At 40.1% G+C, this 24935-nt stretch carries 20 protein-coding genes, 1 tRNA gene and 2 pseudogenes; 16 read left to right on the forward strand and 7 right to left on the reverse strand.

Translation table 11 applies throughout. The features are described 5' to 3' along the window. Positions 1 to 134 precede the first annotated feature (134 nt). Positions 135 to 2294, reverse strand: coding sequence for a molecular chaperone DnaK (gene dnaK, locus TOL9009_RS0136305; RefSeq protein WP_029638496.1), 2160 nt, complete (start codon positions 2292 to 2294; stop codon positions 135 to 137). 116 nt (positions 2295 to 2410) lie between these two features. On the opposite strand from dnaK, the gene TOL9009_RS0136310 reads away from it, so the two are divergent. The 6 genes from TOL9009_RS0136310 (at position 2411) to TOL9009_RS0136335 (ending at position 7809) form a co-directional block, all read left to right on the forward strand. Next, entirely contained in the window at positions 2411 to 3259 is an 849-nt protein-coding gene (locus tag TOL9009_RS0136310; RefSeq protein WP_029638501.1) for a M28 family peptidase, read from the forward strand. Between the two features lie 223 nt (positions 3260 to 3482). Continuing rightward, positions 3483 to 4973, forward strand: coding sequence for a DNA methyltransferase (locus TOL9009_RS0136315; protein ID WP_084763462.1), 1491 nt, complete (start codon positions 3483 to 3485; stop codon positions 4971 to 4973). Continuing rightward, positions 4954 to 5997, forward strand: a complete 1044-nt coding sequence (locus tag TOL9009_RS0136320) for an XcyI family restriction endonuclease (protein ID WP_029638505.1) — start codon at positions 4954 to 4956, stop codon at positions 5995 to 5997. The genes TOL9009_RS0136315 and TOL9009_RS0136320 overlap by 20 nt, the downstream gene beginning before the upstream one ends. A gap of 163 nt (positions 5998 to 6160) precedes the next feature. Further along, positions 6161 to 6379, forward strand: coding sequence for a hypothetical protein (locus TOL9009_RS0136325; RefSeq protein ID WP_029638509.1), 219 nt, complete (start codon positions 6161 to 6163; stop codon positions 6377 to 6379). Further along, a complete protein-coding gene (locus TOL9009_RS0136330) occupies positions 6372 to 6797 on the forward strand; it encodes a hypothetical protein (protein WP_029638511.1) in 426 nt (141 codons plus the stop codon). The genes TOL9009_RS0136325 and TOL9009_RS0136330 overlap by 8 nt, the downstream gene beginning before the upstream one ends. Before the next feature lie 160 nt (positions 6798 to 6957). Then, positions 6958 to 7809, forward strand: coding sequence for an Rpn family recombination-promoting nuclease/putative transposase (locus TOL9009_RS0136335; protein ID WP_029638513.1), 852 nt, complete (start codon positions 6958 to 6960; stop codon positions 7807 to 7809). A 63-nt stretch (positions 7810 to 7872) separates the two neighbouring features. Here TOL9009_RS0136335 and TOL9009_RS48230 read toward each other — a convergent pair whose 3' ends face one another. Beyond that, positions 7873 to 8025 (reverse strand): hypothetical protein, encoded by a 153-nt coding sequence (locus tag TOL9009_RS48230; protein ID WP_186227778.1) that lies wholly within the window; start codon positions 8023 to 8025, stop codon positions 7873 to 7875. A 169-nt stretch (positions 8026 to 8194) separates the two neighbouring features. Here TOL9009_RS48230 and TOL9009_RS0136340 point away from each other — a divergent pair, with 169 nt between their 5' ends. Together TOL9009_RS0136340 and TOL9009_RS41705 are read left to right on the forward strand one after the other, a co-directional pair. Continuing rightward, positions 8195 to 8527, forward strand: a complete 333-nt coding sequence (locus TOL9009_RS0136340) for a type II toxin-antitoxin system PrlF family antitoxin (protein ID WP_029638515.1) — start codon at positions 8195 to 8197, stop codon at positions 8525 to 8527. A 27-nt stretch (positions 8528 to 8554) separates the two neighbouring features. Further along, a pseudogene (locus TOL9009_RS41705) lies at positions 8555 to 9052 on the forward strand (type II toxin-antitoxin system YhaV family toxin). A gap of 11 nt (positions 9053 to 9063) precedes the next feature. Here the strand turns inward: TOL9009_RS41705 and TOL9009_RS0136350 are convergent. Then, positions 9064 to 9975 (reverse strand): bestrophin family protein, encoded by a 912-nt coding sequence (locus tag TOL9009_RS0136350; RefSeq protein ID WP_029638517.1) that lies wholly within the window; start codon positions 9973 to 9975, stop codon positions 9064 to 9066. Positions 9976 to 10219: 244 nt separating this feature from the next. On the opposite strand from TOL9009_RS0136350, the pseudogene TOL9009_RS41710 reads away from it, so the two are divergent. Continuing rightward, positions 10220 to 10894 (forward strand): annotated as a pseudogene (locus tag TOL9009_RS41710) (Uma2 family endonuclease). Positions 10895 to 10989: 95 nt separating this feature from the next. Continuing rightward, positions 10990 to 12249: a ribulose bisphosphate carboxylase small subunit gene (locus TOL9009_RS0136360; protein ID WP_029638519.1), complete on the forward strand. Its 1260-nt coding sequence runs from the start codon at positions 10990 to 10992 to the stop codon at positions 12247 to 12249. A gap of 207 nt (positions 12250 to 12456) precedes the next feature. Here TOL9009_RS0136360 and TOL9009_RS42505 read toward each other — a convergent pair whose 3' ends face one another. Next, entirely contained in the window at positions 12457 to 13158 is a 702-nt protein-coding gene (locus TOL9009_RS42505; RefSeq protein ID WP_144238472.1) for a peptidoglycan-binding domain-containing protein, read from the reverse strand. Positions 13159 to 13426: 268 nt separating this feature from the next. On the opposite strand from TOL9009_RS42505, the gene gor reads away from it, so the two are divergent. From gor to TOL9009_RS0136380, 3 genes are all read left to right on the forward strand, one after another. Next, on the forward strand, positions 13427 to 14803 hold the full coding sequence (gor, locus tag TOL9009_RS0136370) for a glutathione-disulfide reductase (protein ID WP_029638522.1): 1377 nt from the start codon (positions 13427 to 13429) through the stop codon (positions 14801 to 14803). 44 nt (positions 14804 to 14847) lie between these two features. Beyond that, complete coding sequence (locus TOL9009_RS0136375) at positions 14848 to 15534, forward strand: YqiA/YcfP family alpha/beta fold hydrolase (protein ID WP_398345519.1); 687 nt, start codon at positions 14848 to 14850, stop codon at positions 15532 to 15534. Between the two features lie 120 nt (positions 15535 to 15654). Beyond that, positions 15655 to 16797 (forward strand): histidinol-phosphate transaminase, encoded by a 1143-nt coding sequence (locus tag TOL9009_RS0136380; protein WP_029638526.1) that lies wholly within the window; start codon positions 15655 to 15657, stop codon positions 16795 to 16797. An 83-nt stretch (positions 16798 to 16880) separates the two neighbouring features. Here TOL9009_RS0136380 and TOL9009_RS0136385 read toward each other — a convergent pair whose 3' ends face one another. The 3 genes from TOL9009_RS0136385 to TOL9009_RS0136390 all read right to left on the reverse strand — a co-directional run bounded on the left by TOL9009_RS0136385 (position 16881) and on the right by TOL9009_RS0136390 (position 19042). Continuing rightward, positions 16881 to 17432, reverse strand: a complete 552-nt coding sequence (locus TOL9009_RS0136385) for a hypothetical protein (RefSeq protein ID WP_029638528.1) — start codon at positions 17430 to 17432, stop codon at positions 16881 to 16883. Positions 17433 to 17854: 422 nt separating this feature from the next. Further along, positions 17855 to 18007, reverse strand: coding sequence for a hypothetical protein (locus TOL9009_RS48235; protein WP_186227779.1), 153 nt, complete (start codon positions 18005 to 18007; stop codon positions 17855 to 17857). Between the two features lie 417 nt (positions 18008 to 18424). Next, complete coding sequence (locus tag TOL9009_RS0136390; RefSeq protein WP_038298335.1) at positions 18425 to 19042, reverse strand: GNAT family N-acetyltransferase; 618 nt, start codon at positions 19040 to 19042, stop codon at positions 18425 to 18427. Positions 19043 to 19788: 746 nt separating this feature from the next. On the opposite strand from TOL9009_RS0136390, the gene TOL9009_RS0136395 reads away from it, so the two are divergent. The 3 genes from TOL9009_RS0136395 to TOL9009_RS0136405 all read left to right on the forward strand — a co-directional run bounded on the left by TOL9009_RS0136395 (position 19789) and on the right by TOL9009_RS0136405 (position 24834). After that, on the forward strand, positions 19789 to 23361 hold the full coding sequence (locus TOL9009_RS0136395) for a response regulator (RefSeq protein ID WP_029638532.1): 3573 nt from the start codon (positions 19789 to 19791) through the stop codon (positions 23359 to 23361). Positions 23362 to 23388: 27 nt separating this feature from the next. Then, on the forward strand, positions 23389 to 24702 hold the full coding sequence (locus TOL9009_RS0136400) for a hypothetical protein (RefSeq protein ID WP_029638535.1): 1314 nt from the start codon (positions 23389 to 23391) through the stop codon (positions 24700 to 24702). A 61-nt stretch (positions 24703 to 24763) separates the two neighbouring features. After that, positions 24764 to 24834: transfer RNA gene (locus TOL9009_RS0136405), tRNA-Gly, on the forward strand. Positions 24835 to 24935: the final 101 nt, after the last annotated feature.

The following is a 24935-nucleotide window of genomic DNA, read 5'->3' on the forward strand; positions in this document are numbered from 1 at the left end:
TTATTAATATTTAATGGCTAATAGTGCTATTAACTATTACTTGTTACGAGAACGCAAATCCGAATCAATCAACTTCATTTTGGCGCTACTAATCTGATAATACAAGGGCGGAAAACTCCGCCCATTCAAAAGTACTATAACCAATCGTCGTCTTCATCATCCCAGTTATCTTGGAAACTTGAACGTGATCGCCGTGAAGAACCGCTGTCATAGGAGGAGGGACGACTGTCTTTGTCTCTATAGTCGCGGTTGCCGCTGTAATCCCTGTTGTTGCCGTAGTCTTTATTGCCGCTGTAATCTCTGTTACTACTGTAATCCCTGTTGTTGCCGTAGTCTGTGTTGCTACGGTAGTCTCTGCCATAGGAATCGCGATCGCGAGAGTTATCTCTTAAATTGTCTCGCTGACGTTCTTTATCTTTATCGCCGGTGAAGATTTCCTTGATCGTACCCAACAAGTCATCCTCTTCGTCGTCAGCATAATACTGCCGCACTTCCCGATTTAGATCGTATAAAGCATCTTGCAGGTCAGCGTAACTTTGGTCAATACCGCGATCATCATTTTTTTGTAAACTTTCGCGTAGTTCCCGACAAATAGTGTCAATTCGTTGACGCCTGTTTCGGGCAAATTGCATTCCAAAATCTAGCGCCACTTCTCTGAGTTGTCTTTCTGATGATAAAATTAAAGCCTCGGCACGGGTGCGCTTTTCTACTCGTTCTTTACGTTCCCGGTCTTCATCAGCATATTTTTGAGCATCTTGAATCATTCGGTTAACTTCCGACTCGCTTAAGGTAGAAGCACCTTGAATCGTCACACTTTGCTCTCGTCCTGTAGTTCTATCTAAAGCCGTTACCTGTAAAATACCGTTGGCATCGATATCAAAAGATACCTGAATTTGTGGGACTCCTCGTGGTGCTGGCGGAATGCCATACAGCTTGAACCGTCCTAAAGACTTGTTATTTGCTGCCATTTCCCGTTCACCTTGGACAGCGTGAATTTCCACGGTATTTTGGTTATTTTCTGATGTGGAAAAAATGTCAGAGCGACGTACTGGTATAGTTGTATTGCGGGGAATCAGCTTTTTCATGACACCGCCGATGGTTTCTAAGCCGATAGATAAAGGCGTGACATCCAAAAGCAGCACATCCTTAAGTTCTCCAGCGAGAATACCTGCTTGAATTGCCGCACCAACTGCCACAACTTCATCGGGGTTCACATTTTCGTTGGGTTCGATGCCGATTAAGTCACGTACTAACTGCTTTATCATGGGGATGCGGGTACATCCACCCACCAAGACAACTTCATCGATATCCTCAGGTGTTAAACCGGCATCTTTCAACGCTCTTTTGACTGGTGTTCTGACCCGACTTACCAAGTCGGTGCATAAAGCTTCAAATTCCGAGCGAGTCAAGCGAGTTTCGATATGTTTAGGACCTTCTTCAGTAGCGGTGATGAAGGGTAAGTTAATATCGGTAACGCTGACGGCGGAAAGTTCAATTTTAGCCTTTTCCGCAGCTTCCATGAGGCGTTGTAAAGCTTGGCGATCGCTTCTTCTTAAGTCTACTCCTTCTGTTTCCAGAAATTGCTCTGCCAACCAATCAACTACTTTCTTGTCAAAATCATTACCGCCTAACTGCGTATCTCCACTAGTGGATTTAACTTCAAACACGCCATCGCCAACTTCCAAAATCGAGACATCGAAGGTGCCACCACCCAAATCAAATACTAAGATTGTCTCCGTCTCACCGCGATCCAATCCATAAGCCAAAGAAGCTGCGGTAGGTTCATTAAGAATTCGCAATACATCCAAACCGGCAATTCGACCAGCATCTCGCGTTGCTTGCCGTTGAGAATCGTTAAAATAAGCAGGTACGGTAATTACTGCCCCGGTGACTGTATCGCCTAAATAACGACTCGCATCGTCTGCCAGTTTTTTCAGCACCATTGCGGAAATTTCTTCTGGGGCGAAGTCTTTACTGAGTTTAGGGCAGACTATTTTAATACTGCCTACTTCGTCTTTGCGAATTGTGTAGGGTACTCGCTTTGATTCTGAACTCAGTTCGCTATACCTGCGCCCAATGAAGCGTTTTACGGCAAAAAAGGTATTTTGGGGATTGAGGACGGTTTGACGCCGTGCCATTTGCCCAACGACTCTTTCGCCTTCTTTGCTGAAGCCAACGACGGAGGGGGTTGTTCGCATTCCTTCTGCATTGGCAATCACCACCGGCTTGCCACCCTCCATGACGGCGACTACTGAGTTGGTTGTACCCAAGTCGATGCCGACTACCTTGCCCATGCGTTGCTGTTCTCCTAAGTGTCTAATAAATTTTATTTGTTTGCAAGCAATGCTTGATTTATTCTATCTTGCAGTTGGGAATTACACTTGAAACAGCGTTCATTGCTATAATTCATGTGAATTTAAAAGAGCAGCTGCAAACTCATCTTAGGTTTATAGCCCGCGATCGCGATCCGTATTTGGCGACTGGCGGACATTTTTTTGTCCAACAATACATTCGCGAACAATTTGAACAATCGGGAAGTGTGGAAATCCACACCTTTGAGGCAAACGGCAAAGCTGGTAAAAACCTGATCTTGAATTTACCTCCATTGGAGAGATTTTCAAAGAAGGATTTACCACCTATTTTAATTGCAGCACACTATGATGCTGTACCAGGAACACCAGGAGCTGATGATAATGCTACAGGTGTAGCTGTGTTGCTGGAATTGGCAAGGATGTTTGCCACGCAGCCAATTAAATATCCTTTGCGATTGGTAGCTTTTGATCTGGAAGAATATGGCTTAGTTGGTAGCGCTGATTATGCAGCTAAGTTAAAGCAAGAAAAGCGATCGCTTCGTTTGATGATGTCTTTGGAAATGTTGGGTTATTGCGATGCAACTCCTAATTCGCAAAATTATCCCCCACCTTTAGAACGCTTTTATCCAAATAAAGGCGATTTTATTGCTTTAATTGGCAATTTACGGACATTGCCCGATTTAATTAATCTGAGTCGCAGTATTCGTCAATCTGGTACACCTAGCGAATGGCTACCTGTGCCAAATAGAGGCATAATTGTTCCCGATATGAGACTAAGCGATCATGCACCTTTTTGGGATGCGGGTTATCCAGCAATTATGGTGACAGATACCGCATTTATGCGAAATCCACATTATCACAAACCAAGTGATGCGATCGCAACTTTGAATTTAGATTTTCTTACAGGCGTCTGTCAAGGTTTGGAAAGAGGTATTAGAAAGTTGTGAAAAATAGGGATTAGGATTTTTGGAAATAAGTAAGTGGGGGTAATAAAAGCAGATTGCGTCGTTATAAAATACATGTAGAGACGTAGCATTGCTACGTCTTAGAGTGGGTTTTAGGTTTTACGTATGTACCTCATCTATCTGAAATTTGCTGTAAAAGCCAAGAAAATGTTTTTTGGTGTTCAAAAGTCATTTCTGATATAAATAAAATTTACAAAAAGTTGAGATGATGATGAATAACAAGTTACCATTAAGCAACTTTGTGCCAATCGATTCTTCTTTCATTAATCGAAATACTCTTTACCAAAAATTTTACTCAAAGATTCTTCCTAATCCCTATTTAGATAGAAGTTTGGTGAGTTTCCAAGATAATAAGCAAGCTCCATTTTCTTCCTGGTTTAAATATAGAGAAGGTTTTTCAGAAAAGCTAGTTACTTATCTTCTTCAAAACTTAAAGCCACAACCTGGTATTCTACTTGATCCATTTTCGGGATCTGGCTCATCTCTATTCGCTGCAAGTGCCTTGGGGTGGCAATCTATAGGAATTGAACTTTTGCCTGTGGGCATTTTTGCCACGAAATCTCGGCTTGCGTCTCAAAAGATTAATGTAAACTTATTAAATACAGTAATTTTGCATTTGAAAACAATAAATTTTTTAGATTACTACAACCAGACTGATACATTTAATCATATTGCAATTACACAAGGAGCATTCTCTTCTCTAAATGAAAATAAGTTAATAGGTTATTTATTTTATTGTAATAATTATATTTGTGATGAAGATATACGTTCTCTACTTTTGTATGCTGCTTTTTGTATACTGGAAGATACTAGCTATACCAGAAAAGATGGTCAATATCTACGTTGGGATACTCGCTCAGGTCGTTCTAAAGGAAAAAATGAATTTAATAAAGGGGAAATTTTAAATTTTGATAATGCAATTAACCAAAAACTAAAGCAAATTGCATCAGATTTAGATGTCAGTTCTATACAGTTGAATTTATTTGATAATAGTTTATCATTGCAAGATACAGTTGAAAAGCCGGAACCTAAACTTTTTCAAGGCTCTTGTTTAGAAATTCTTCCGACTATCGAAGAAAGCAGTATTGATTTTGTCATAACTTCACCACCTTATGCCAATAGATATGATTACACTCGCACCTATGCTCTTGAACTTGCATACTTAGGATGCAGTGAAGAAAAAGTCAAGCATTTACGCCAAACAATGTTGTCGTGTACTGTCGAAAATCGAGATAAGCGCAATTATTTAGAAAATTATTATATTGATATAGGACGTTATCAGGATTTCTTAAAAATAGATTTAACTTTCCAAAATCAGGCTGCGTTACAAGAAGTATTAGGAATTTTGGAAAATTATGGAACAGAAGGTAAGTTGAATAACAAAAATATTACCAGAATGCTACGTAATTATTTTTATGAAATGTGCTTTGTCATCTATGAATTAGCTCGAATCCTCAAAGCTGGAGGCATAGTGACAATGGTAAACGACAACGTTCGATATGCTGGAGAGGAAATTCCTGTAGACCTAATTTTATCTGATATAGCAGAGTCTTTTGGGCTGGTAACACGACACATTTGGATATTAGGGCAAGGAAAAGGTAATAGTAGTCAGCAAATGGGAAATCACGGTCGCTCAGAATTGCGTAAATGTGTATATATTTGGGAAAAGCTGCACTGTGACAACAGAGGAAAATAATCTCTTAACTGAAGCAAATCGCGTCAACTATCGTTTGCGTTCGACTTTCTTTTATCGCAAACTTAAGGAATATAAGACGCTCTCTTTTAATGCGAAAATTAATGCATTATTACCTATTAAGCATTTGTATAGTTGGGAAAACTTGGCAAATTGGGGCATTGGAGAAGATGCATTTAGCTACATTAATCAACATCCCAGCTTGCAGTTAATTCAGGTATTTTGTCACCCCAGGCTAATTAGAGAACACTCTAAGCTATTAGGTTATTATCGTAATATAGCGGCACTTTCTCAAAAAGCCGTTAAGTACTTAGTCGGAGTAGATGTAAAGAAGATTGAAACCGATGAAGAAAATAGATATTTTTTGACAGAAGATAAAGCATTAGCACTTTCTCAACTTTTTAATGAACATATATCGCTGATAATTGATAGTTCAATAGAAAGTCTGACACAGGAAGAATTATATGGAATCTTATTAGCCTCAACGGGCGCACAAATTGACGGTTCATGGCGTAATGCTATTGGTGAAGAAGCAGAAAAAGTTGTGCAAAGACTTATTATCAAAGAGGCAAAGGAACATAATCTTCTTGCTGCTTTTATCCCACGGTTGAATACGGCAATCGAATTATATAATCCTGAGAAACTTGAGGAACAACTAGGAAATATTGAATGCTATCGAGGTGTCATGTTGGCTAACCACACCTCAATACTCTTTTCTAGTGAGCCAGATATTTCACTTTTAAATAATCAGGGTACAACAGTTGGTGTAATTGAGGTGAAAGGAGGCGCCGATCCTGCTGGAGCACTTGAACGTTATGGAGCTGCTAAAAAATCCTTTGAGTCAGCAAAAGTTAGAAACTCAGAGGTTAGAACGATTCTCGTTGCTAGCTGTATTACAAGTGAAGTGCATACTCGTATTCAAAATGACTCAACTATTTCCGCTTATTTTAATCTCACAGAAATATTGAGTGAGAATTCAAGGCAACAATATGACTCTTTTATTCAAGAGGTATTTTCACTTTTATAGGCATAACTTTCTCTAGATGACTGAACGCTATATATTAAAATCACAACTTCAGCTAACTATTCCAAAATTAGTAAGTGCTATTCGCTAGTAGGGTGCGTTGCGCTAAAATTCAACAACATTTACTATATAATTCAATTATCAACCTATTTATTAAGTCGATTTTATGTCTCTCACCGAACTTTTGCCCCATTTAAAAGAATTATCTCACACCGATAAACTCTTATTACTGCATTTCCTGGTAACTGAAATGGTGAACGAATCTGGTTTAGTTCCATTAGATGCTCAAGGTAAAACCGCAAACCTTGGTCTACATGATTCTTTTGAAGCTGCTGCTGTTTTAGCAAAAGCTTTAGCAGAAACAAAAGCAGTAACAAATGGTTGATAAAGTCAGATTTGGGTTCACTGAGGTTAACTCAGAGTTAGGTGCATTAAGTACATTTCCTTATCTTCCTTTGACCCTAACCTATCAGAATCATTCTTTGAATGTATCGGGTTTACTCGATACAGGTTCAAGTGTTAATGTCTTACCTTACGAAATCGGATTGAGGTTGGGGGCTGTTTGGGAACGTCAAACACTTTCCGTTCCGTTGGGAGGTAATTTGTCTAGATTTGAAGCAAGAGCATTGGTTGCGATCGCAACAGTCGAACAATTTCCAACTGTGGAATTAGCTTTTGCTTGGACAAGAGACAGAAATGCTCCCTTAGTTTTAGGGCAGATGAATTTTTTCTTGGAATTCAATGTATGTTTTTATCGTGCTGATTTAGCATTTGAGGTTAGCCCTAAAAAAATGCAGTTGTAATCTTAATTGTTGATATTCTCATGATGCGATCGCACTACCTCTAAACTGTTATATTTTATTACTCAAATTCTGATATTAAGGTAAGGGATAAAATTAGGCGATGCCTACGGCGGTAAACTACGCACTAATGATAGCATAATAAAAATTGCTATTAAAAATTATGACTATCGACCATGACCGCTTATTTAAAGAATTAATCTCTACATTTTTTACGGAATTCATCGACCTATTTCTTCCTGCTATTGCTTGCGATATAGATAAAAACTCCATTCAATTTTTACCAGAGGAAGTACTTGTCGATGTGACTGCCGGAGATAAAAAAATCATAGATTTACTTGCAAAAGTAAAATACCAAGAAAAAGATACTTTCTTCTTAATTCATGTTGAAGCTCAATCTTACACACAGCAAGATTTTGCCAAACGAATGTTTAAATACTTTGCCAGACTTTACGAAAAATACGATTTACCAATTTATCCCGTCGTAATTTTCTCTTTTGATGAACCACTCAGACCAGAACCAAAAATACATAGCATTACGTTTCATAATTTAGATGTACTCAAGTTTGAATTTGCAGCAATTCAATTAAATAGAATTAGTTGGCGAGATTATTTAAATCAACAAAACCCAATTGCCGCAGCATTAATGGCAAAAATGAATATTTCACCAGAAGAACGTCCGCAGGTGAAAGCAGAATGTTTGCGGCTATTAACTACTCTAAAATTAGACCCCGCACGAATGCAACTGATTTCTGGCTTTGTTGATACTTATTTAAATTTAAATGAAGCGGAAGAACAAACTTTTAAAGCAGTAATCAGTACAATGGGATTAGAAGAAAGGGAGGAATATATGGAAATCATCACAAGCTGGGAAAGAAAAGCATTAGAAAAAGTAGCACTTAATTCCCTACGTGAGGGTTTACCAGTGGAGACAGTAGCACGAATTACAGGGTTAACAGTAGAGCAAGTACAACAATTACAGCTAAAACTACCAGATTTCTCTAAAGAAGAGTAAAAATAACAAAGTTAGGCGATGCCTGAGTTGGGCTGCGCTAACGCACTTGATTTTCTGCAAATATTATAGAGGCGATCGCATTTTTTTAGAGAAGATTTTTGGTGCGATCGCCAGCATAATATAAAAGTAATCGCATTTTGGAGAACATGTATTTTTGGTGCGATCAAAGTACTGAGAAGATACCGTTCGCGAAGCGACTCCTCTGGAGTATCGCATGTTTGAGAGAATATTTGGTGGTGCGATCGCCAAGACCAATAGCTGAAGAACTATAATTTTGCATTACACCGAAAGCAACCTAATTTCTCGGTGCAAAATCACCTTGACATGACAATGCAATTGCATTACTTTAAAATTATTATGTTTGCACATGGGTTTAGAGGCGATTATGACCCAAACACCAACCCCAATTTCAGAATCGACCCTTACCGATCGCTATCAAACAACAATTCCCGATGCTGTTCGCAAGGTTCTGGGATTGAATAAGCGTGATAAAATTCGCTATACAATCGAACCCGATGGTCGGGTACTTATTTCGCGTGCGGACACAGCAGAAAACGATCCCGTGCTGGAGAAATTTTTGAATTTCCTGGCTAGAGATATCGAAAATAATCCCCAACATTTACAAGCGATCGACTCCGATTTAGTCTTTCGTGTTAAGTCCTTGGTTGCAGATGTGGATTTTGACCTTGATGCACCACTTGATGACAGGGATGAATAGATTTGTCGAGAAATTTATGTCTAATTTATGTCTAAGAATCAACCTTTAGTAATTAATGGATGGAGCATATTTGCCCATCCTTTATTTCTCGCTCAGTTTGAGGAATTACAGAAACAGGTTGAAAATTTACATCAAAAATATCCCCAAGAATATAAGAATAAAAATGCCACAAAGCGTCTAGCGGCTATAGTTAAATTAGCATTTTAAATAATTCCCCAAGACCCGACAAGGATTGAATATCGTCAAGGAGATACTCTTGGAGATGATTACAAACACTGGTTTAGAGCCAAATTCTTCCAGCAGTATCGATTATTTTTTCGATATCATCTAGAGAGGAAAATAATTGTTTTTGCTTGGGTTAATGATGAAAAATCAAAACGAGCTTATGATAGTAAAACAGATGCTTATCGGGTATTTCAAGCAATGTTAGATATTGGCAATCCTCCAGATAATTGGCAGGATTTATTAGAAGCTGCAAAAGCAGAAATTGAACGTTTGGAGCAAGCAAGTAATATAGAAATTTAACTAGTGTAATCTTAATTGTTGATATTCTCATGATGCGATCGCACATATGGATTAAAATTAATTAAATCATCTATATTCCGTTTCATTGTGTTACAAATATTGTCTAATTGCAAGTCATTTTCATCATGACCAAAGGGGTTTTCTATCTCTAAACCAATGGCTTCAATGCCAAATAAAGTAAAACTAACCAAAGCTGTAATTAAACCCGTCCACCAACCCAGACTTTGCACTAGTTGAAAAGGTAATAAGAAGCAATATATTAATATTAATTGTTTCAGATGGATAGCATAAGCTAGAGGTATGGGCGTTTTTAAAATACGTTCGCAAGCTCCTAAATTATCCACGAGATTATTTAATAAGTCTTGTATAGCTATTAGCTGATAATTATTTAGGCAATTACGCTTGTGTTGTCTCTCTAAATAATCACCAATCCAGAAAGCAATTTTTAAGGGGGGATTATTCAAAGTTTTTAGTTTTATATATCGAGAATGTCCCATGAGTTCTTCTAACTCACTATTAACAGGTTCTCCCCGCAGGTGCAATTTAGTTGCGACAGAAAAACCTACCAATAAATATAATGCGATAATTTTATTGTTTTTATCTTCTGGGGTTATTTCATCAATCGATACCAAAATTTGCCGTGCTAAATTTCGTGTATTATTCACCATAGAACCCCAGCATTTTCTTCCTTCCCAAAATCGATCGTAAGCTGTATTTGTGCGAAAAACAAGTAATAAACCTAAAACAATACTGGGAATAACGCTTTCAAAAATAGGCTGAGAAACAGGCAGTTTTAAATGATAAAGTAGAGAAATGAAAACACCGAATAAACCAAAAGCCACAACTTTTTTAGAAATTGCTGAAAAAATCGAGCCTTTAAATTGAAAAGCTATTTTTAACCAATAAAATTTTTTGTTTATCATGCAATTCCTCGTCAATAAGATTTAAGAAATCGATATGAACATCTGATAACCTAAAAATAATAATTCTGCAAGTAGTACAAATAACAACGAGAAATCTACAGTTGGAAATTTTAGATTGTTAAGGGCAGTACATTTACTGATTTTGTGGCAAAACGCTTTCACTCGTCAATCGGTGATTTATCGGTTGCTGTCGTCAAATCCGCAGTATACTGAATGCAGCAACACTCCTTTAAGGAATCTGCTAATGACAGCATCGGTAAAAAGTATACCACCATTAGAAAGTGGCGATCGCCTCTCTCGCAACGAATTTGAACGCCGATATACCGCGATGCCGCATATTAAAAAAGCAGAACTGATAGAAGGAATAGTGTATATCGCGTCACCTCTACGTTTTAATAGTCATGGAAAACCTCACGCTAATCTTATCGGCTGGTTGTGGACTTATAAAATCGCTACTCCAGGCGTAGAGTTAGGTGATCATGTCACAGTACGCCTGGATTTAGATAATGAGCCACAGTCCGATGTTGTACTGTTAATTGATCAACGCTTGGGGGGACAAGCACGTATTAGTGATGATGATTATGTAGAAGGTGCCCCGGAGTTAGTTGTAGAAGTTGCAGCTAGCAGCGCGGCAAATGATTTACATGACAAGAAAATAGTATACCGTCGTAACGGTGTTCAAGAATATATCCTTTGGCAGATTTTAGAAAATAAACTTAACTGGTTCAGCTTGTAAAATAGCGAGTATGTCTTACTAGAACCGGATGCAAATAATATCATCAAAAGTCGCGTATTTCCCGGTTTGTGGTTGGATTTGCCCGCATTACGTGCCGCAGAGATGACAAAAGTTTTAGCAGTGGTGCAACAAGGGTTAAATAGTGAAGAACACATAGATTTTGTCCAGCGTTTGGCACGGTAGGATTAAATTAATTGTTAGAAAAAATTGGTGAGCCGTTGTACCCTAGAAAAAACTAACATTAGATGAACAAGTATTAAATATTCGTTGACAGACTCATGGGTTATTATATTGCTCCTCGCTTTCTAGATAAACTTGCCGTCCACATCACTAAAAACTTTTTGAATATTCCCGGTGTGCGAGTACCTGTAATTTTGGGAATTCATGGACGCAAAGGTGAGGGAAAGACTTTTCAATGTGAGTTAGTCTTCGAGAAAATGGGTATTGAGGTAACTCTGATTTCTGGTGGTGAACTGGAAAGTCCAGATGCGGGAGATCCTGCGCGTCTGATTCGTCTGCGCTATCGAGAAACAGCAGAATTAATCAAGGTGCGCGGCAAAATGTGCGTGCTGATGATTAACGATTTAGATGCCGGTGCGGGACGCTTTGATGAAGGTACGCAATACACTGTAAATACGCAGTTGGTAAATGCCACACTGATGAATATTGCTGATAATCCTACTGATGTGCAGTTACCTGGAAGCTATGACTCAAACCCTTTACGTCGGGTGCCGATTATTGTTACAGGTAATGATTTTTCCACTCTCTACGCACCGTTAATTCGTGATGGTCGGATGGATAAATTTTACTGGGAACCAGACCGCGATGACAAGGTGGGAATTGTTGGTGGAATTTTTGAAGCGGATGGACTTTCACAACGGGAAATTGAACAATTTGTAGATAATTTTCCCCATCAGTCAATTGACTTTTTTAGTGCTTTGCGATCGCGCATTTATGACGAACAAATCCGCAACTTTATCCATCAAGTCGGTTTTGAGCAGATATCTCGACGTATAGTTAACAGTGCCGAGAAACCACCAGAATTTAAGAACCCTGATTTTAGCTTGTCTCACTTAATTGAGATGGGCAATTTTATGGTAGGTGAACAAAAACGGGTGGAAAATTCTCAGTTGGTTGATGAGTACAATCGCTTAAATCGAGGCAGAAATTCTCGATCTGCACCTACAAGCGTTGTCACACCGGTTAGTCAGTCGTCAAAAAGTAGTTCAAACGAACCTGCAAAAACGAATGGTTCAAATACACATTTGACCTTAGAAACACAAGAGCAAGTACGTCAGATTTTATCTCAAGGTTATAAAATTGGTATTGAACACGTAGATGAAAGACGCTTTCGCACAGGTTCTTGGCAAAGTTTTGCGGTTCCACAAATTGATGCCGAATCTGATGCTATATCAACTTTGGAATTTTTTCTCGCCGAACATAGTAACGAATATGTGCGCTTGGTAGGAATCGAACCCAAGGCAAAACGTCGGGTTGTGGAAACGATTATCCAACGTCCGAATGGCAAAACTAGCTAATTAAATTTGTTGCATTCATTAACCGTCGTAGAGACGTTCCGCCGGAACGTCTTTACATTGATTTTCACGCCTATGTCCAATATGTATAATTCGCCATAGATTATATCATGAATTCAGTAAAGACGTTCCAGTAAAGACGTTCCGCCGGAACGTCTCTACGATGGTTGCGACGTTTTTATTACTGTTAATTAAAGGGACAGGATATTACTACTTCTTCCAAAGTTCAGTAAATCTCTTGTATACATCTGGAGATATCTGACTTTGTAAGTAATTGAGCGCTTTATCTTGATGGGTTTTGGCTACATAAGAGTTGCACACATCCGTTAGCTTCACTATTGCAGGATTGACATCATTGGTTTGTCGCCACTGGTTGGTAAACTCAATTAAAACGTCTGAACTTAACTGGATTTGTAAATAATTTAGCGCTTCAATATAACTAGGCTTTTTCGGATTCTGTTTGAATTGGATGCAAACATCTATCAGCCTGATATTACTCGGTGTTAAACTTGGTTGATTTAGAAGGTTACGCGCTTCCTTGTCAGCAATACCATTCACCGACAAACCCTGTTTTTGCTCAAATCTCTTGACCGCTTCATAAGTGTTTGGTCCATAAAACGGTTGAGTTGAGGGTATCTGAGCATCAGTGGCAAAACCGTGGCGCTTCAAGTTATTCTGAAGTTGGACAATTGTATCATGCAACACCTTCTTGGTTTGATCGCCAGCAATGCCATCAGCTTTGAGGGAGTAATCTTGCTGAAACTTTTTGATTGCTGTGACGGTGCGTTCATCTGTCAAAGGGTTATTATTCGTCTTCCAGGGAGGATTGCTACCAGGATTACTATCAGGAGCTAGGTATCCGAACCCGATTAAGATATTACGGATGGCTTCGTTAGTGTAATTAGTTGCCATGCTTTTTGGTTCCTTGATTACTAAATTACTGATGCTGAAAGCTGGGAACACCGTTTAAAATTTTACACCTTCTTCGGTTTAGCGATCGCACTGATTCACATTTAGATACCTAGATAAAGCTTGATATCACTTTTATTTATGTGGCGATCGCCAACCATAATTCCTGGGGGGGGGAAACCAGGGCAAGCACTAACAGATAAATTTTTGTTTCAATAGTTATAGAGAAACAATTAGCGAAGTTGTCCTATTTGCAGGGAAGATAATTTTTATGACGTATGATTACGACTTGTTTGTCATTGGTGCTGGTTCTGGTGGTTTAGCATCTTCCAAGCGGGCAGCTAGCTACGGGGCAAAAGTGGCGATCGCTGAAAATGATTTAGTTGGTGGTACTTGTGTGATTCGCGGCTGTATTCCCAAAAAACTGATGGTTTACGGCTCTCACTTTCCCGCATTATTTCATGATGCCGCAGGTTATGGCTGGAAAGTCGGTGAACCAGAGTTGGATTGGGAACATTTCATTACTTCTATAGATAAAGAAGTCCGCAGACTATCGCAATTGCATATCGGTTTTTTAGAAAAAGCCGGTGTCGATCTAATTCCCGCTCGTGCTACTTTAGTAGATCCTCACACCGTAGAAGTTGATGGACGCAAAGTTACCGCAGATAAAATTTTAATTGCTGTAGGTGGACGTCCGGTTAAACCAGATTTACCTGGTATGGAATATGGCATTACTTCTAACGAAATTTTTCACCTGAAACAGCAACCGAAGCACATCGTTATTATTGGTGCGGGTTACATCGGCACAGAATTTGCTTGCATCATGCGTGGTCTTGGTTCCGAGGTGACACAGATTACCAGAGGTGAGAAAATTTTGAAAGGTTTTGATGATGACATTCGCAGCGGAATTGAAGAGGGAATGACCAATCACGGCATTCGCTTGATCAAGAATAATGTGATCGAAACAGTTGAGAAAATGCCGGAAGGCTTAAAGTTGACTTTATCTGAAGCAGACCAAGAACCGATAACTGCCGACGTGCTTTTAGTTGCCACCGGTCGGATACCGAATATCGAAGGATTGGGGTTAGAAAATGCCGGAGTGGATCTTGTTGAAGGTGATATCGAAGGACCCGGATACAGCAATATGATGGCGATCGCTGTCAATGAATTTAGTCAAACTTCCCAAGAAAATATCTTTGCCGTCGGTGATGTCACTGACAGAATTAACTTAACTCCGGTAGCAATTGGTGAAGGTCGCGCTTTTGCTGATAGCGAATTTGGTGGCATACGCCGTTTATTCAGCCACGAAACTGTTCCTACAGCGGTATTTTCCAACCCAGAAGCCGCTACAGTCGGTTTAACAGAAACCGAAGCACAAGAAAAGTACGGAGATGCCGTCAAAGTATATCGTACACGCTTCCGCCCGTTGTTTCATAGTTTAACGGGCGCACAAGAAAAAACCATGATGAAGTTGGTAGTCGATGGCAACACCGACAAAGTAGTAGGCGCTCACATGGTAGGAGAAAATGCAGGTGAGATAATTCAAGGTGTAGCGATCGCTGTTAAAATGGGTGCAACTAAAAAAGACTTTGACGCCACCGTTGGTATCCATCCCTCATCCGCAGAAGAATTTGTCACCATGCGGTAATTAAAGTTATAAGTCAATGGTCAATAGTCAATGGTGCAAAAACTTTGGACTTTGGACTATTGACTCCTAATTCCCCCCACTCTCCCTTGCATTACATTTACCTCCACGGCTTTGCTTCAAGTCCAAATTCTGCGAAAGCGCGGGATATAAGCTCGCGCTTTGCCCAAATTCACACAACGTTAAAAATTCCCGATTTGAATTTGGGCGATTTTTCCCATCTGACAATTACGCGACAGCTAAAACAAGTTGCTGCTGAATTTCCCCCAAATGCTGCACCAGTGACTTTAATCGGTTCAAGTTTGGGTGGTTTAACCGCAGCTCATTTAGGACAACAATATTTACAAGTGCAGCGTATCGTTTTATTAGCCCCGGCTTTTGGATTTTTATCTCACTGGTTGCCATCGCTGGGAGATGAAAAATTGCAGCGTTGGCAACAAGAAAAATATCTGGAAGTTTACCACTATGGCGAAAAGCTATCGCTACCCCTTCATTACGATTTTGTTACCGATGCTGCCCAATATCAAGAACAATACCTGCAACGTCCCATCCCTACCCTAATTTTGCATGGAAAAGACGATGAAGTTATCCCCATTCAAGCAAGCCGCGATTTTGCATGTTTACGTCCTTGGGTAGAGTTAATTGAACTTGACAGCAATCACGCTTTAGGCAATGTCACATCAGAAATTTGGCAAGCAATTCGCCTATATCTGCCAGATGCCATGAAGCTGTAAAATATGAAGTTCTTACCAATTTTCAAAGTCAAGAATCCTAACTCCTGTAGAGACGCGAAATTACCCTGCGGGTTCTCCAAAGGAGTACGCGTCTCTACAACTCCTAACTCCTAACTAACTATGCTGCCATTTATCCGTTCAGATTTAGCTAAATTTAGCGCTTACAAACCTCATCCCGGTAGTAGTACAGCAGAACCAGTTCCATCACAATTGGATCGGCTAGATACGAATGAAAGTCCTTATGATTTGTCACCTGAGTTAAAAGAAAAACTTGCTTGGGAGTATCAGCAAAGAATTGAAACGAACCGTTATCCCGATGGCGGACATGAGACACTGAAGAATGCGATCGCTCTTTATGTGAATGAATCAGCTAATGTCGCGCCATCTTTTTTCACTGCTAGAAATATTTCCGTTGGCAATGGTTCAGATGAACTAATTCGCTCAATTTTAATTGCGAGTTGTGTAGGGGGAGAAGGTTCGGTTTTAGTTGCTACTCCCACTTTCTCGATGTACGGGATTTTGGCGCAAACTTTAGGCATTCCCGTTGTGACGGTGGGTAGAAATGATGCGAATTTTGAAATTGATTTACAAGCGGCTGATAAAGCGATAGAACAAACGCAAAATCCGCCGATTCGGGTGATTTTTGTAGTTCATCCTAATTCCCCCACAGCCAATGCTTTAAGTGCGACAGAATTGGCATGGTTAAGAAATTTGAGCGATCGCGTTTTGGTAGTAATTGATGAGGCTTATTTTGAATTTAGCCAGACTACCTTAGCTAGCGAATTACCACAACGTCCTAACTGGATGATAATGCGGACATTTTCTAAAGCCTTCCGTTTGGCTGCTCATCGGGTTGGCTATTGCATTGCTCATCCGGAGTTAATCACTATTCTAGAAAAAGTGCGCTTACCTTACAATCTTCCCAGCGTTTCTATCGCTGCGGCGTTAATTGCTCTGCAAAACCGCCAACTGTTATTAAAGTCAATTCCCCAAATGCTCGTTGAACGAGCCAAACTTATCGAAGCTTTATCTCAATACCCTACATTACAAGTTGCCGAAAGCGCTGCTAACTTTATTTACCTGCGACTAAAACCAAATGCCTTGAAACAACAAGACGATTATTTAATAAATCTTACCCAAAAACTCAAAACTGCCGGCACTCTTGTGCGACATATCAGTGGAGGATTGCGAATCACAATAGGAACCCCAGAGGAAAACCTCCGCACGTTGAGTCGCTTACAAACGGCTTTAACAAATCTTTAATATTAACAACCTGCTTTCAAAAAGGGAAAAGGGAAGAAAAATTTTTAATCCGGGAAAAGTAAAGCGCAGTTTATGTTGGCTAGTTAATTAAATCGGGTATACTGATCGCTGCCTAAACGCCGTACTATTCCCACTGTTTGTGGCAGCACACCTACCAAAAGAGCAAAAGCTATATCAGGCAACTTATCCACCGTTTCTGGTGCAAAGTATTGCTCAAATTGATCGAGAATCTTTTGAACTCGCTGAATAGCCACTGGATTTTCTGTAATTTGCTTGATTAACCGAATCCACTGCCGTCTAATCAAGTAAGCTTTCTGACGCTCCTCATAAGAGTCGGGAGTCAAGAGTTGCAAATTACCTATCGGCAATAAATTTTGGCAATCGCGATCGTAATCACCTCCGACAGCTGCACCTGGTCCGGCAAATTCTGCATGGTAGCGTTTGAATAGTATTAACCCATTTCGCCGACGACTGTTAACGATAAAGACCTTTCCACTATGCAGCTGTGTGAGGATATCCGAGCCTGGAGATTGCTCAGTTCCATTAGGCATGACAATATAGTCAAGGAAACTAGTTTCAGGGTAATAAGTTGATACCATAGCAGTTTGATAGCGTAGGCGGTTTTCGCTATCCATGTTTTCTAAATATTTGAAATAGTTTTGTAGTAGTCTGCACTTCAACACTTAACTTGATTTAAATCAAAATGATTGGTTCTATCTTAATTAATTATCAAGACTTTTTGCTTTATTTAACTAAGATAAAATTAAATGAACTTTTTTCAGCAATTAAGTAATCATATTTTATGAGATTTAACTGGCTTTGTCTTGAAGGAAACGAGTTATTTTTTTAAAGCTTTTATAAAGATAAATATCTAAAATGCAAAGTTATTATGAGGAATTGAAACTTTTTTATCGTATTTTTACTGACATGACAATTACAATCACTATATTTTGATCTAAATAAAATTGTCTTTTAGTATTTGGATATCTAAAATTAATATCATATAAATAAGTTAAATAGTACATTATTATTTAATTTTTATTAATTAGTATATTTCTTAAAAAACTATCAGAGTAATGCATAAAAATAAAGCGTTTTCTCCGTGTAACGATCGCCACTTAAATACACGAGCGATGGCATAGCGCTGATAAACGCCACATCTCATAAATCGACTTTCTTGATTCACGCGATCGCACCCGCCAATCGGCACTTAGAGTGATTGTCGTATCAATGTGACGCTGCCATCATGTGTATAATTACATATACAAACATTAGCATTAGATATGCATTTATTTCTTCTCCCAACGCGCCTTTCTATGAGGGAGAAAGGGAGACGCGTTGAGGTTGGCATTATACTAAATAAAAATTATTCCTTTTAATGATCAAAAAGTACATATGTAAATCACAAAATATTTGATAAATTAATATTTTGTAAATTTAATTAATAACTATTTATACGTAAAGAAACGAAAATATATAATTTTTTGTAAAAATTAAGCATTCAGCAAATAGCCTTCTCTATTGCCTGAATGCTTAATCAACTTACTTGGCGTTTTGAGAAAGGGATGCGGTTAGCGCTATGTACGTGCGATCGCACGATATGCTGTATTTACGACGAGTGAAAAATTCAGATAGTTGAGGAATCTCGTAAGTACTTGTGCAAGAATATCTGTCGGGAGCGTCCCAGAAAAAATGTATTCCAATAAGATTCGACTTGATGCACCTGATATCCTGCCTTAAAATAAAGCTGTCGTGCCTGATGGTTGTTTTCCAAAACGTGGAGGTATAAGTCTTTAAAACCCCACAAAAGGGCAACTTTTTCACAAGCTTTAAGCAACTCCGACGCAGCACCCATCCTCCGATATTTTGGGTGAATAGCTAAATTAGACAAATAAGGAAAACTCTTGCCAACCTGAGTCCAAGAATCACCAAAACGCATACCCAGTTCTACAGTTCCAACTAAATTATCAGTTGTAGCAGTAGTATCAACAACAACTAAACAAATGTGATGGGGTGCGCTTGATGCTAGACGATGCCTTAAATCTTCGTAAATACCCAAACGTAGTAACGGGAAAGCCCATCCCCACATCCCATTTGGGGAGTGAAAACTTTCGGTAATGATTTCGGCAATATTAGTCAAATCAGCAGGGGTAGCCGCACGAATTTGGAATTGGTTAAAAGGTTGATCGGCGGCGGTATTTACTGATAATTGTTCGGATGGGTGAAAAAACCAAGGTTTCGTCAAAGCTAATTTAGGATTGATTTTATTCTAGGAAAATTTTATATAGTATCCCCAAATTCATTTTCTTTCAAGCGATCGCTCTCCTTGTGTCCTTGTACAAAACTTGACACCAATGCAAGGCTTGTGCAATGAAATGCAATTATTTTTGATAATAATATAACTTAATCATCCTAAATCTGCATATTTGGTGTTCGCAAATACCCCTTTTGGGCTTTTTGGGGGCAGAGAGCAGATGGAACAGAAGCTTTTGCATAAGTAAGTGTCTTGCCCTGCCCGCTTTCCCCTGTTCCGGTAAACAGATACTCGTCTAATATTATACTTAGGCTGGAAATTTTATTCTTCTAATATTGCTGATACCACGATTGCCATAAATAAAATTTCCCTGTAAATGTTAGTGCAACTGTTGCGGGGGGAAAACTTAATATGCAGCTTCAGATGGATTTTTAAGCCAGATTGGAGATCTGTATATAGTATTAATCGGTTCTCGCTCTTGATGGTGAAGGGATTAGCAAGCAAATATGTATTCTGTAACAGTTACGAGTACCAAATTAATTGGGGTGCATCAAAGCAAATGGCGATCGGCATCTTCTATTGAGGCGAATTACTGTGAGTAAACGCTTTTACCCTCAGCAGTCATGTAGCCAAACCAACTATGGAGTCGAAATGCTCTGCTATTACCTGACTCAGAAACATTCCCAAGAGATCAGATTATTCTTTAATCGACTGCCGTTGCAGCAGGAAAGCGGTGCATGAAATCCCAATCAAACAGTAAGCCGAAAATTTTGGTTGTCGATGACGAACCAGACAACCTTGACTTGCTTTACCGCACCTTCTATCGCGACTATAAGGTGCTTAAGGCATCCTCTGGTCCAGCGGCATTAGAACTGCTTCAGCAAGAAGGAGAAGTCTCCGTGATCATCTCCGATCAGCGGATGCCAATGATGAGCGGTACAGAATTTTTGAGCCTAACCGCAACTCAATATCCAGATATCATCCGGATTATCTTAACTGGCTACACGGACGTGGAAGACCTGGTGGAAGCAATTAATGCTGGTAAAGTATTTAAATATGTCACCAAACCGTGGGAAGCAGAGGAACTTAAAGCAGTGGTACGCCAAGCTTTGGATACCCATAACGTCCTCAAAACCCGCACCCGCGAACTTACCCGCACCCTGCGTCAAGAATCGCTACTGAACACCGTCACAAACACGATTCGTAGCGCCTTAGACTATCGGCAAATTCTGCAAACAATTGTGGATACCGTGGGTCATATGCTAGAAGTCGATGTCTGCTTGTTGCGTCCTTTCCAAGATGGGCAGTTGGTGGATGAAAATTTTATTTACCAAAGGGGGATTTCAGAGGAATCTTTGGAGAGGGGGGGACAAGGGGACAAGGGGACAAGGGGACAAAAAGAGCAATTCTTTTCCTCCTCTCCCCCCCTCTCCCTATCCCCCCCTCTCCCCCTCTCCCTCTCCCCCACTCCCCATCCCGCTCTACTAGCGCAGACAGTATGGGAAATCCGGGAAGTGCAGGTGATTCATGATGTAGCAAAAGATGAGCGTATTCAGGGCGATACTGCCGAACTATTAAGTCGCACTGCTGCTTTTGCTACAGCTAATATTTGCTCTAGCTTGGTAGTTCCACTGATTTGCCGACAAGAACTTATGGCGGTGCTGGCGTTGCACCAGTGCAAGCAGCCCCGCGTGTGGTCTGAGGATGAGGTGCAGTTAGTGGTGATGGTGGCGGATCAGGCAGCTTTAGCTTTATCTCAAGCTTATGCTTACGAGCAAGTGCGTGCTTTGGCGAAACGGGAATCGCTAATTAATACGATTACGAGCGCGATTCGCTCTAGCTTAGATCCTGAAGATATTTTTGCCGCGATCACTCAACAATTAGGACAAGCCTTGCAAGTTGATGGCTGTGTTTTGTCTTTGTGGACAGAGGAAGATGAGTATGTCAAATGTGTGGGATTGTATGAAAGTTCTTACAGTTCAGAGGATTCTTTCAAACTAGATCATGCTTGGGAAACAGGTAGTAATAATTACGGAACAAATCAAGAATTACCTCAGTCTCTGTCACCGATTCAGGAAAATCCAATTCTGCAAGAAATGTTGCGGACACAAGAGCCGGTGGTAATTATAGATATGAGTAAGTGTCCGCCAGAAATCAAAGGGTTTGATTTGCCCTTAAGAGGAAAAGCGCGATCGCTTATGGTGGTTCCTTTATTGGCTGATGGCAAAAGCATCGGTAGTATTACTCTGCGTCAAGATAGTAGCTCACGCAACTGGCTAGCTACAGAAATACAATTAGCATCATCTGTCGCAGCTCAAGCGGCGATCGCTGTACAACAGTCACATTTATACCAAAAAACTCGCGAACAAGCTGAACGGTTGCTGCAATTAGACAAACAAAAAACCGAATTTTTCCAAAATATTTCTCACGAGTTCCGCACCCCTATAACCTTAATTCAAGGACCTCTAGAATCGGCAGTAGCGACAAAAGAAGGGTTATCATACGCCCAAAGTGCGATCGCCTTACGCAACTCAAGACGCTTGCTAAGATTGGTAAATCAACTACTCGATTTGCAACGTCTTGATGCTAAAAAGATGCAGCCTAGTTTCCGTCCCTGCAATTTAGTTGAATTTGTCAACCAAATTATCGAATCGTTTCGTCCTTATTGCGAGAAAAAGGGACTTAATCTGATTACCGAACTAGAAGCATCTCCTACAGTGTACTTAGATATGGAAAAATTCGACAAGGTAATTTATAACCTGCTGTCGAATGCCATGAAATTTACAGACGTAGGTGGTAAGATTACTGTGAGATTACAATCTCAAGGCGATCGCTGTAGATTGCAAGTACAAGATACGGGAATTGGTATTGTAACTGAACAAATTCCCCACTTATTTGAACGCTTTCGCCAAGCTGAAGGCTCAGAAAATCGCTCTTATGAAGGTAGTGGCTTAGGTTTGGCTTTAGTTAAAGAACTCGTGGAAATGCACGGCGGTAAAGTCACTGTGGAATCAGTTTACGGCAAAGGTACTACATTTAGCTTATGGCTGGTCAGCGGAGGCGCTCATCTACCTAAAGAACTATTGCTAGAATCGCCTTGTGAATTGAACACCAGCCGCGCTAACGTTGAATTAGCTGATTTAGAATTACAATCAATAGACGAATTTGAAAATATTAAAAAAGATTTATTAAATAGTGTTAACACTCAAGAAAATGAACTGAAGACTGGCGAATCAATTTTGGTCGTAGACGACAACCCAGATTTGCGGACTTACGTATCAGAAATTCTCCGCGCTAATGGCTATCGAGTGCATACAGCGCGTAATGGTTCCGAAGGGTTCTTGATAGCTAAGGAAATAATACCACGCCTGATTGTCAGCGACTTGATGATGCCTTTGGTGTCAGGAATGGAGATGATTCGGATGATCCGCAATGAGGAAAAGTTGAAAGGAATTCCAATTATCCTCTTAACGGCGAAAGTTGATGAAGAAACCCGCATCGAAGGTACAGAAAAAGGTGCAGATGCTTATTTAGCTAAACCATTTAACGATCGCGAACTTCTGGCTGAGGTGCGAAATCTTTTAGCCTTGAAAGAAAATGAACGCCGAGTTTTGGAGTTAAATACTTACCTGACAGAATCGGTGCTTAAGCGCTTTTTACCGAGTGCGTTGGTGCAAAAAGCTGCAATGGGAGATTTAGCCCTGGATTTGCGACCAGAACCGCGTTTGATTACAGTTTTGTTTAGTGATATTGTGGGCTTTACCCAACTATCAAACACCCTCAGATCGCGACGTGTAGCAGAATTGCTCAATGAATATTTAGAATCAATGACCAAAGTGGTATTTGATAATGGCGGCACCATCGATAAATTTATGGGAGATGCTATCTTAGCTTTATATGGTGCGCCAGAAGAACTAACGCCTAATGAACAGGTGCGTCGGTCGATCAACACAGCAAGAGGAATGCATCGCTCATTAAATGAGTTAAACCAGCGTTGGCGAGAACAAGGTATATTTGACTCCGACGGACGTAATGGCTTACAGTTTCGCTGTGGTATCCACCAAGGTACAGCAGTTGTCGGGATGTTTGGTAGCGCCCAACGTGCCGATTATACTGCAATTGGTCCGAGTGTAAATATTGCTTCTAGGTTGCAAGTTGCTGCTCTTCCTGGTAGTATCCTCGTTTCTGCTGCTGTTGCAGATTATTTGGATGAAGATGAAATCATTAAAGGTAGCCCGCTAGAACTTAAAGGAATTGATGAAACAGTTTTGACGTTTGTTGTCAAAGCAGAAATAACTGTTAGGAGTTAGTGGGTAGTGGTTAGTGGTTAGTGGTTAGTGGTTACAGTTTTTCCAACTATCAACTATCAACTATCAATCAACAACTATCAACTATCAACTATCAACCATCAACTATCTAATATGACTCAATCGGTTGACCAAACTTCAATAACAGATATAACATCAAGGCGACACAACGATCCGCCGGGTTTGTGGATTGCTGTAGTCACCAGTTCAGTTGCATTGCATTTGCTGCTGTTCTGGCTAATGCGCTATAATAATCCGCTTAGTCTGTGGTTTCCACGAGATCCTGAAGCAATTATTCCGATTGAGGTTATCGAGATTTCTCCAACAGCATCAAAAGCTAAAGTACCAAAACCACAATTAAAAGCTAAAACAGTCTCTCCACCATCCGCAAATCAACAGTCTTCAACAGTCACGGCAAGAAATGAAAATTCTAGCGGGATAAATTTTGGTGCTATTCGCAAAGAGAGAAAAAGAAACACTTTTGTCTCTAAACCTAATACTCAAGTCGTTCCTAAACAATCAGTTCCCACATTCACACCAACACCGACACCAACGTCATCTGGTAATCTTCGTAGGAAACGCTTGCGTGAAGAAATCAGTTTAGGAAAGCCGACACCGTTACCAAAATTTACACCAGTTGAACCACGTCAGCCAATTGGGGAAGATTCCCAAACTCCCATTCGCAGAACTCCACGTCAGCCAATTGGGGAAGATTCACAAATTCCTAGTCGCAGAACTCCACCTCAGCCAATCGGTGAAGATTCCCAAACTCCTAGTCGGAGAACTCCGCGTCAGCCAATCGGGGAAGATTCACAAATTCCCAGTCGCAGAACTCCACGTCAGCCAATCGGGGAAGATTCACAAATTCCCAGTCGCAGAACTCCACGTCAGCCTATTGGTGAAGATTCACAAATTCCTACTACCCGCAAAACTCCACAACCGGCAACAGGGGGAGGAATAATAGCTATTTCGCGTTTTTTAACTCCAGATGAACTAACTCCAGACGAACAGAGGATTTTGATCCGAGATTCTTTACCCAAAGGTTCGATCTTACCGGAACATATAGGGAGTAATGAAAAACAAATTGACTCAATTTCCCTCAAACCCAATTTGGATCTTCCAGAGAAAGAGTTTCTAGTTAGCTTAGTGATTGATGAAACTGGTAATGTTGTTCAAGCTGAAGTTGTAGATCGAGCGATCGCACCAGCGCAAAGAGGCAAATATCAACAATTCGCTAACTTTATTTTCCAAGGTGAAAAATTTTACCCTGCTCGCTACCAAAATGGTACTCCAGTACTACAGTGGACTAATCGCTTTGTGCGGATCAAAATACACCGTCGTTAAGTTTGATTAATTGCTTGAACTATTATCACGCATTGTGTTATATTATTTAAGTTGGAAACTAGCGGGCGTAGTTTAGTGGTAAAACTTTAGCCTTCCAAGCTAATAATGCGGGTTCGATTCCCGCCGCCCGCTTTGTATAATTTTTGCATTAAATAAAATACTAACTCATATCATGTCCGCCAAATTACCCATAATAAAATAACCCCACCCCCAACCCCTCCCCGCTTGCGGGG

Origin of the sequence: [Scytonema hofmanni] UTEX 2349 (assembly GCF_000582685.1) — a bacterium.
GTDB lineage: Bacteria > Cyanobacteriota > Cyanobacteriia > Cyanobacteriales > Nostocaceae > Hassallia > Hassallia hofmanni.

Coding starts and splice junctions, on each gene's coding strand:
- TOL9009_RS0136330 (WP_029638511.1), top strand. CDS start 6,372: ATGGTTGATAAAGTCAGATTTGGGTTCACTGAGGTTAACTCAGAGTTA.
- dnaK (WP_029638496.1), bottom strand. CDS start 2,294: ATGGGCAAGGTAGTCGGCATCGACTTGGGTACAACCAACTCAGTAGTC.
- TOL9009_RS0136340 (WP_029638515.1), top strand. CDS start 8,195: ATGACCCAAACACCAACCCCAATTTCAGAATCGACCCTTACCGATCGC.
- gor (WP_029638522.1), top strand. CDS start 13,427: ATGACGTATGATTACGACTTGTTTGTCATTGGTGCTGGTTCTGGTGGT.
- TOL9009_RS0136360 (WP_029638519.1), top strand. CDS start 10,990: ATGGGTTATTATATTGCTCCTCGCTTTCTAGATAAACTTGCCGTCCAC.
- TOL9009_RS0136335 (WP_029638513.1), top strand. CDS start 6,958: ATGACTATCGACCATGACCGCTTATTTAAAGAATTAATCTCTACATTT.
- TOL9009_RS0136395 (WP_029638532.1), top strand. CDS start 19,789: ATGAAATCCCAATCAAACAGTAAGCCGAAAATTTTGGTTGTCGATGAC.
- TOL9009_RS0136385 (WP_029638528.1), bottom strand. CDS start 17,432: ATGGATAGCGAAAACCGCCTACGCTATCAAACTGCTATGGTATCAACT.
- TOL9009_RS0136380 (WP_029638526.1), top strand. CDS start 15,655: ATGCTGCCATTTATCCGTTCAGATTTAGCTAAATTTAGCGCTTACAAA.
- TOL9009_RS0136350 (WP_029638517.1), bottom strand. CDS start 9,975: ATGATAAACAAAAAATTTTATTGGTTAAAAATAGCTTTTCAATTTAAA.
- TOL9009_RS48230 (WP_186227778.1), bottom strand. CDS start 8,025: ATGCGATACTCCAGAGGAGTCGCTTCGCGAACGGTATCTTCTCAGTAC.
- TOL9009_RS0136315 (WP_084763462.1), top strand. CDS start 3,483: ATGATGATGAATAACAAGTTACCATTAAGCAACTTTGTGCCAATCGAT.
- TOL9009_RS42505 (WP_144238472.1), bottom strand. CDS start 13,158: ATGGCAACTAATTACACTAACGAAGCCATCCGTAATATCTTAATCGGG.
- TOL9009_RS0136325 (WP_029638509.1), top strand. CDS start 6,161: ATGTCTCTCACCGAACTTTTGCCCCATTTAAAAGAATTATCTCACACC.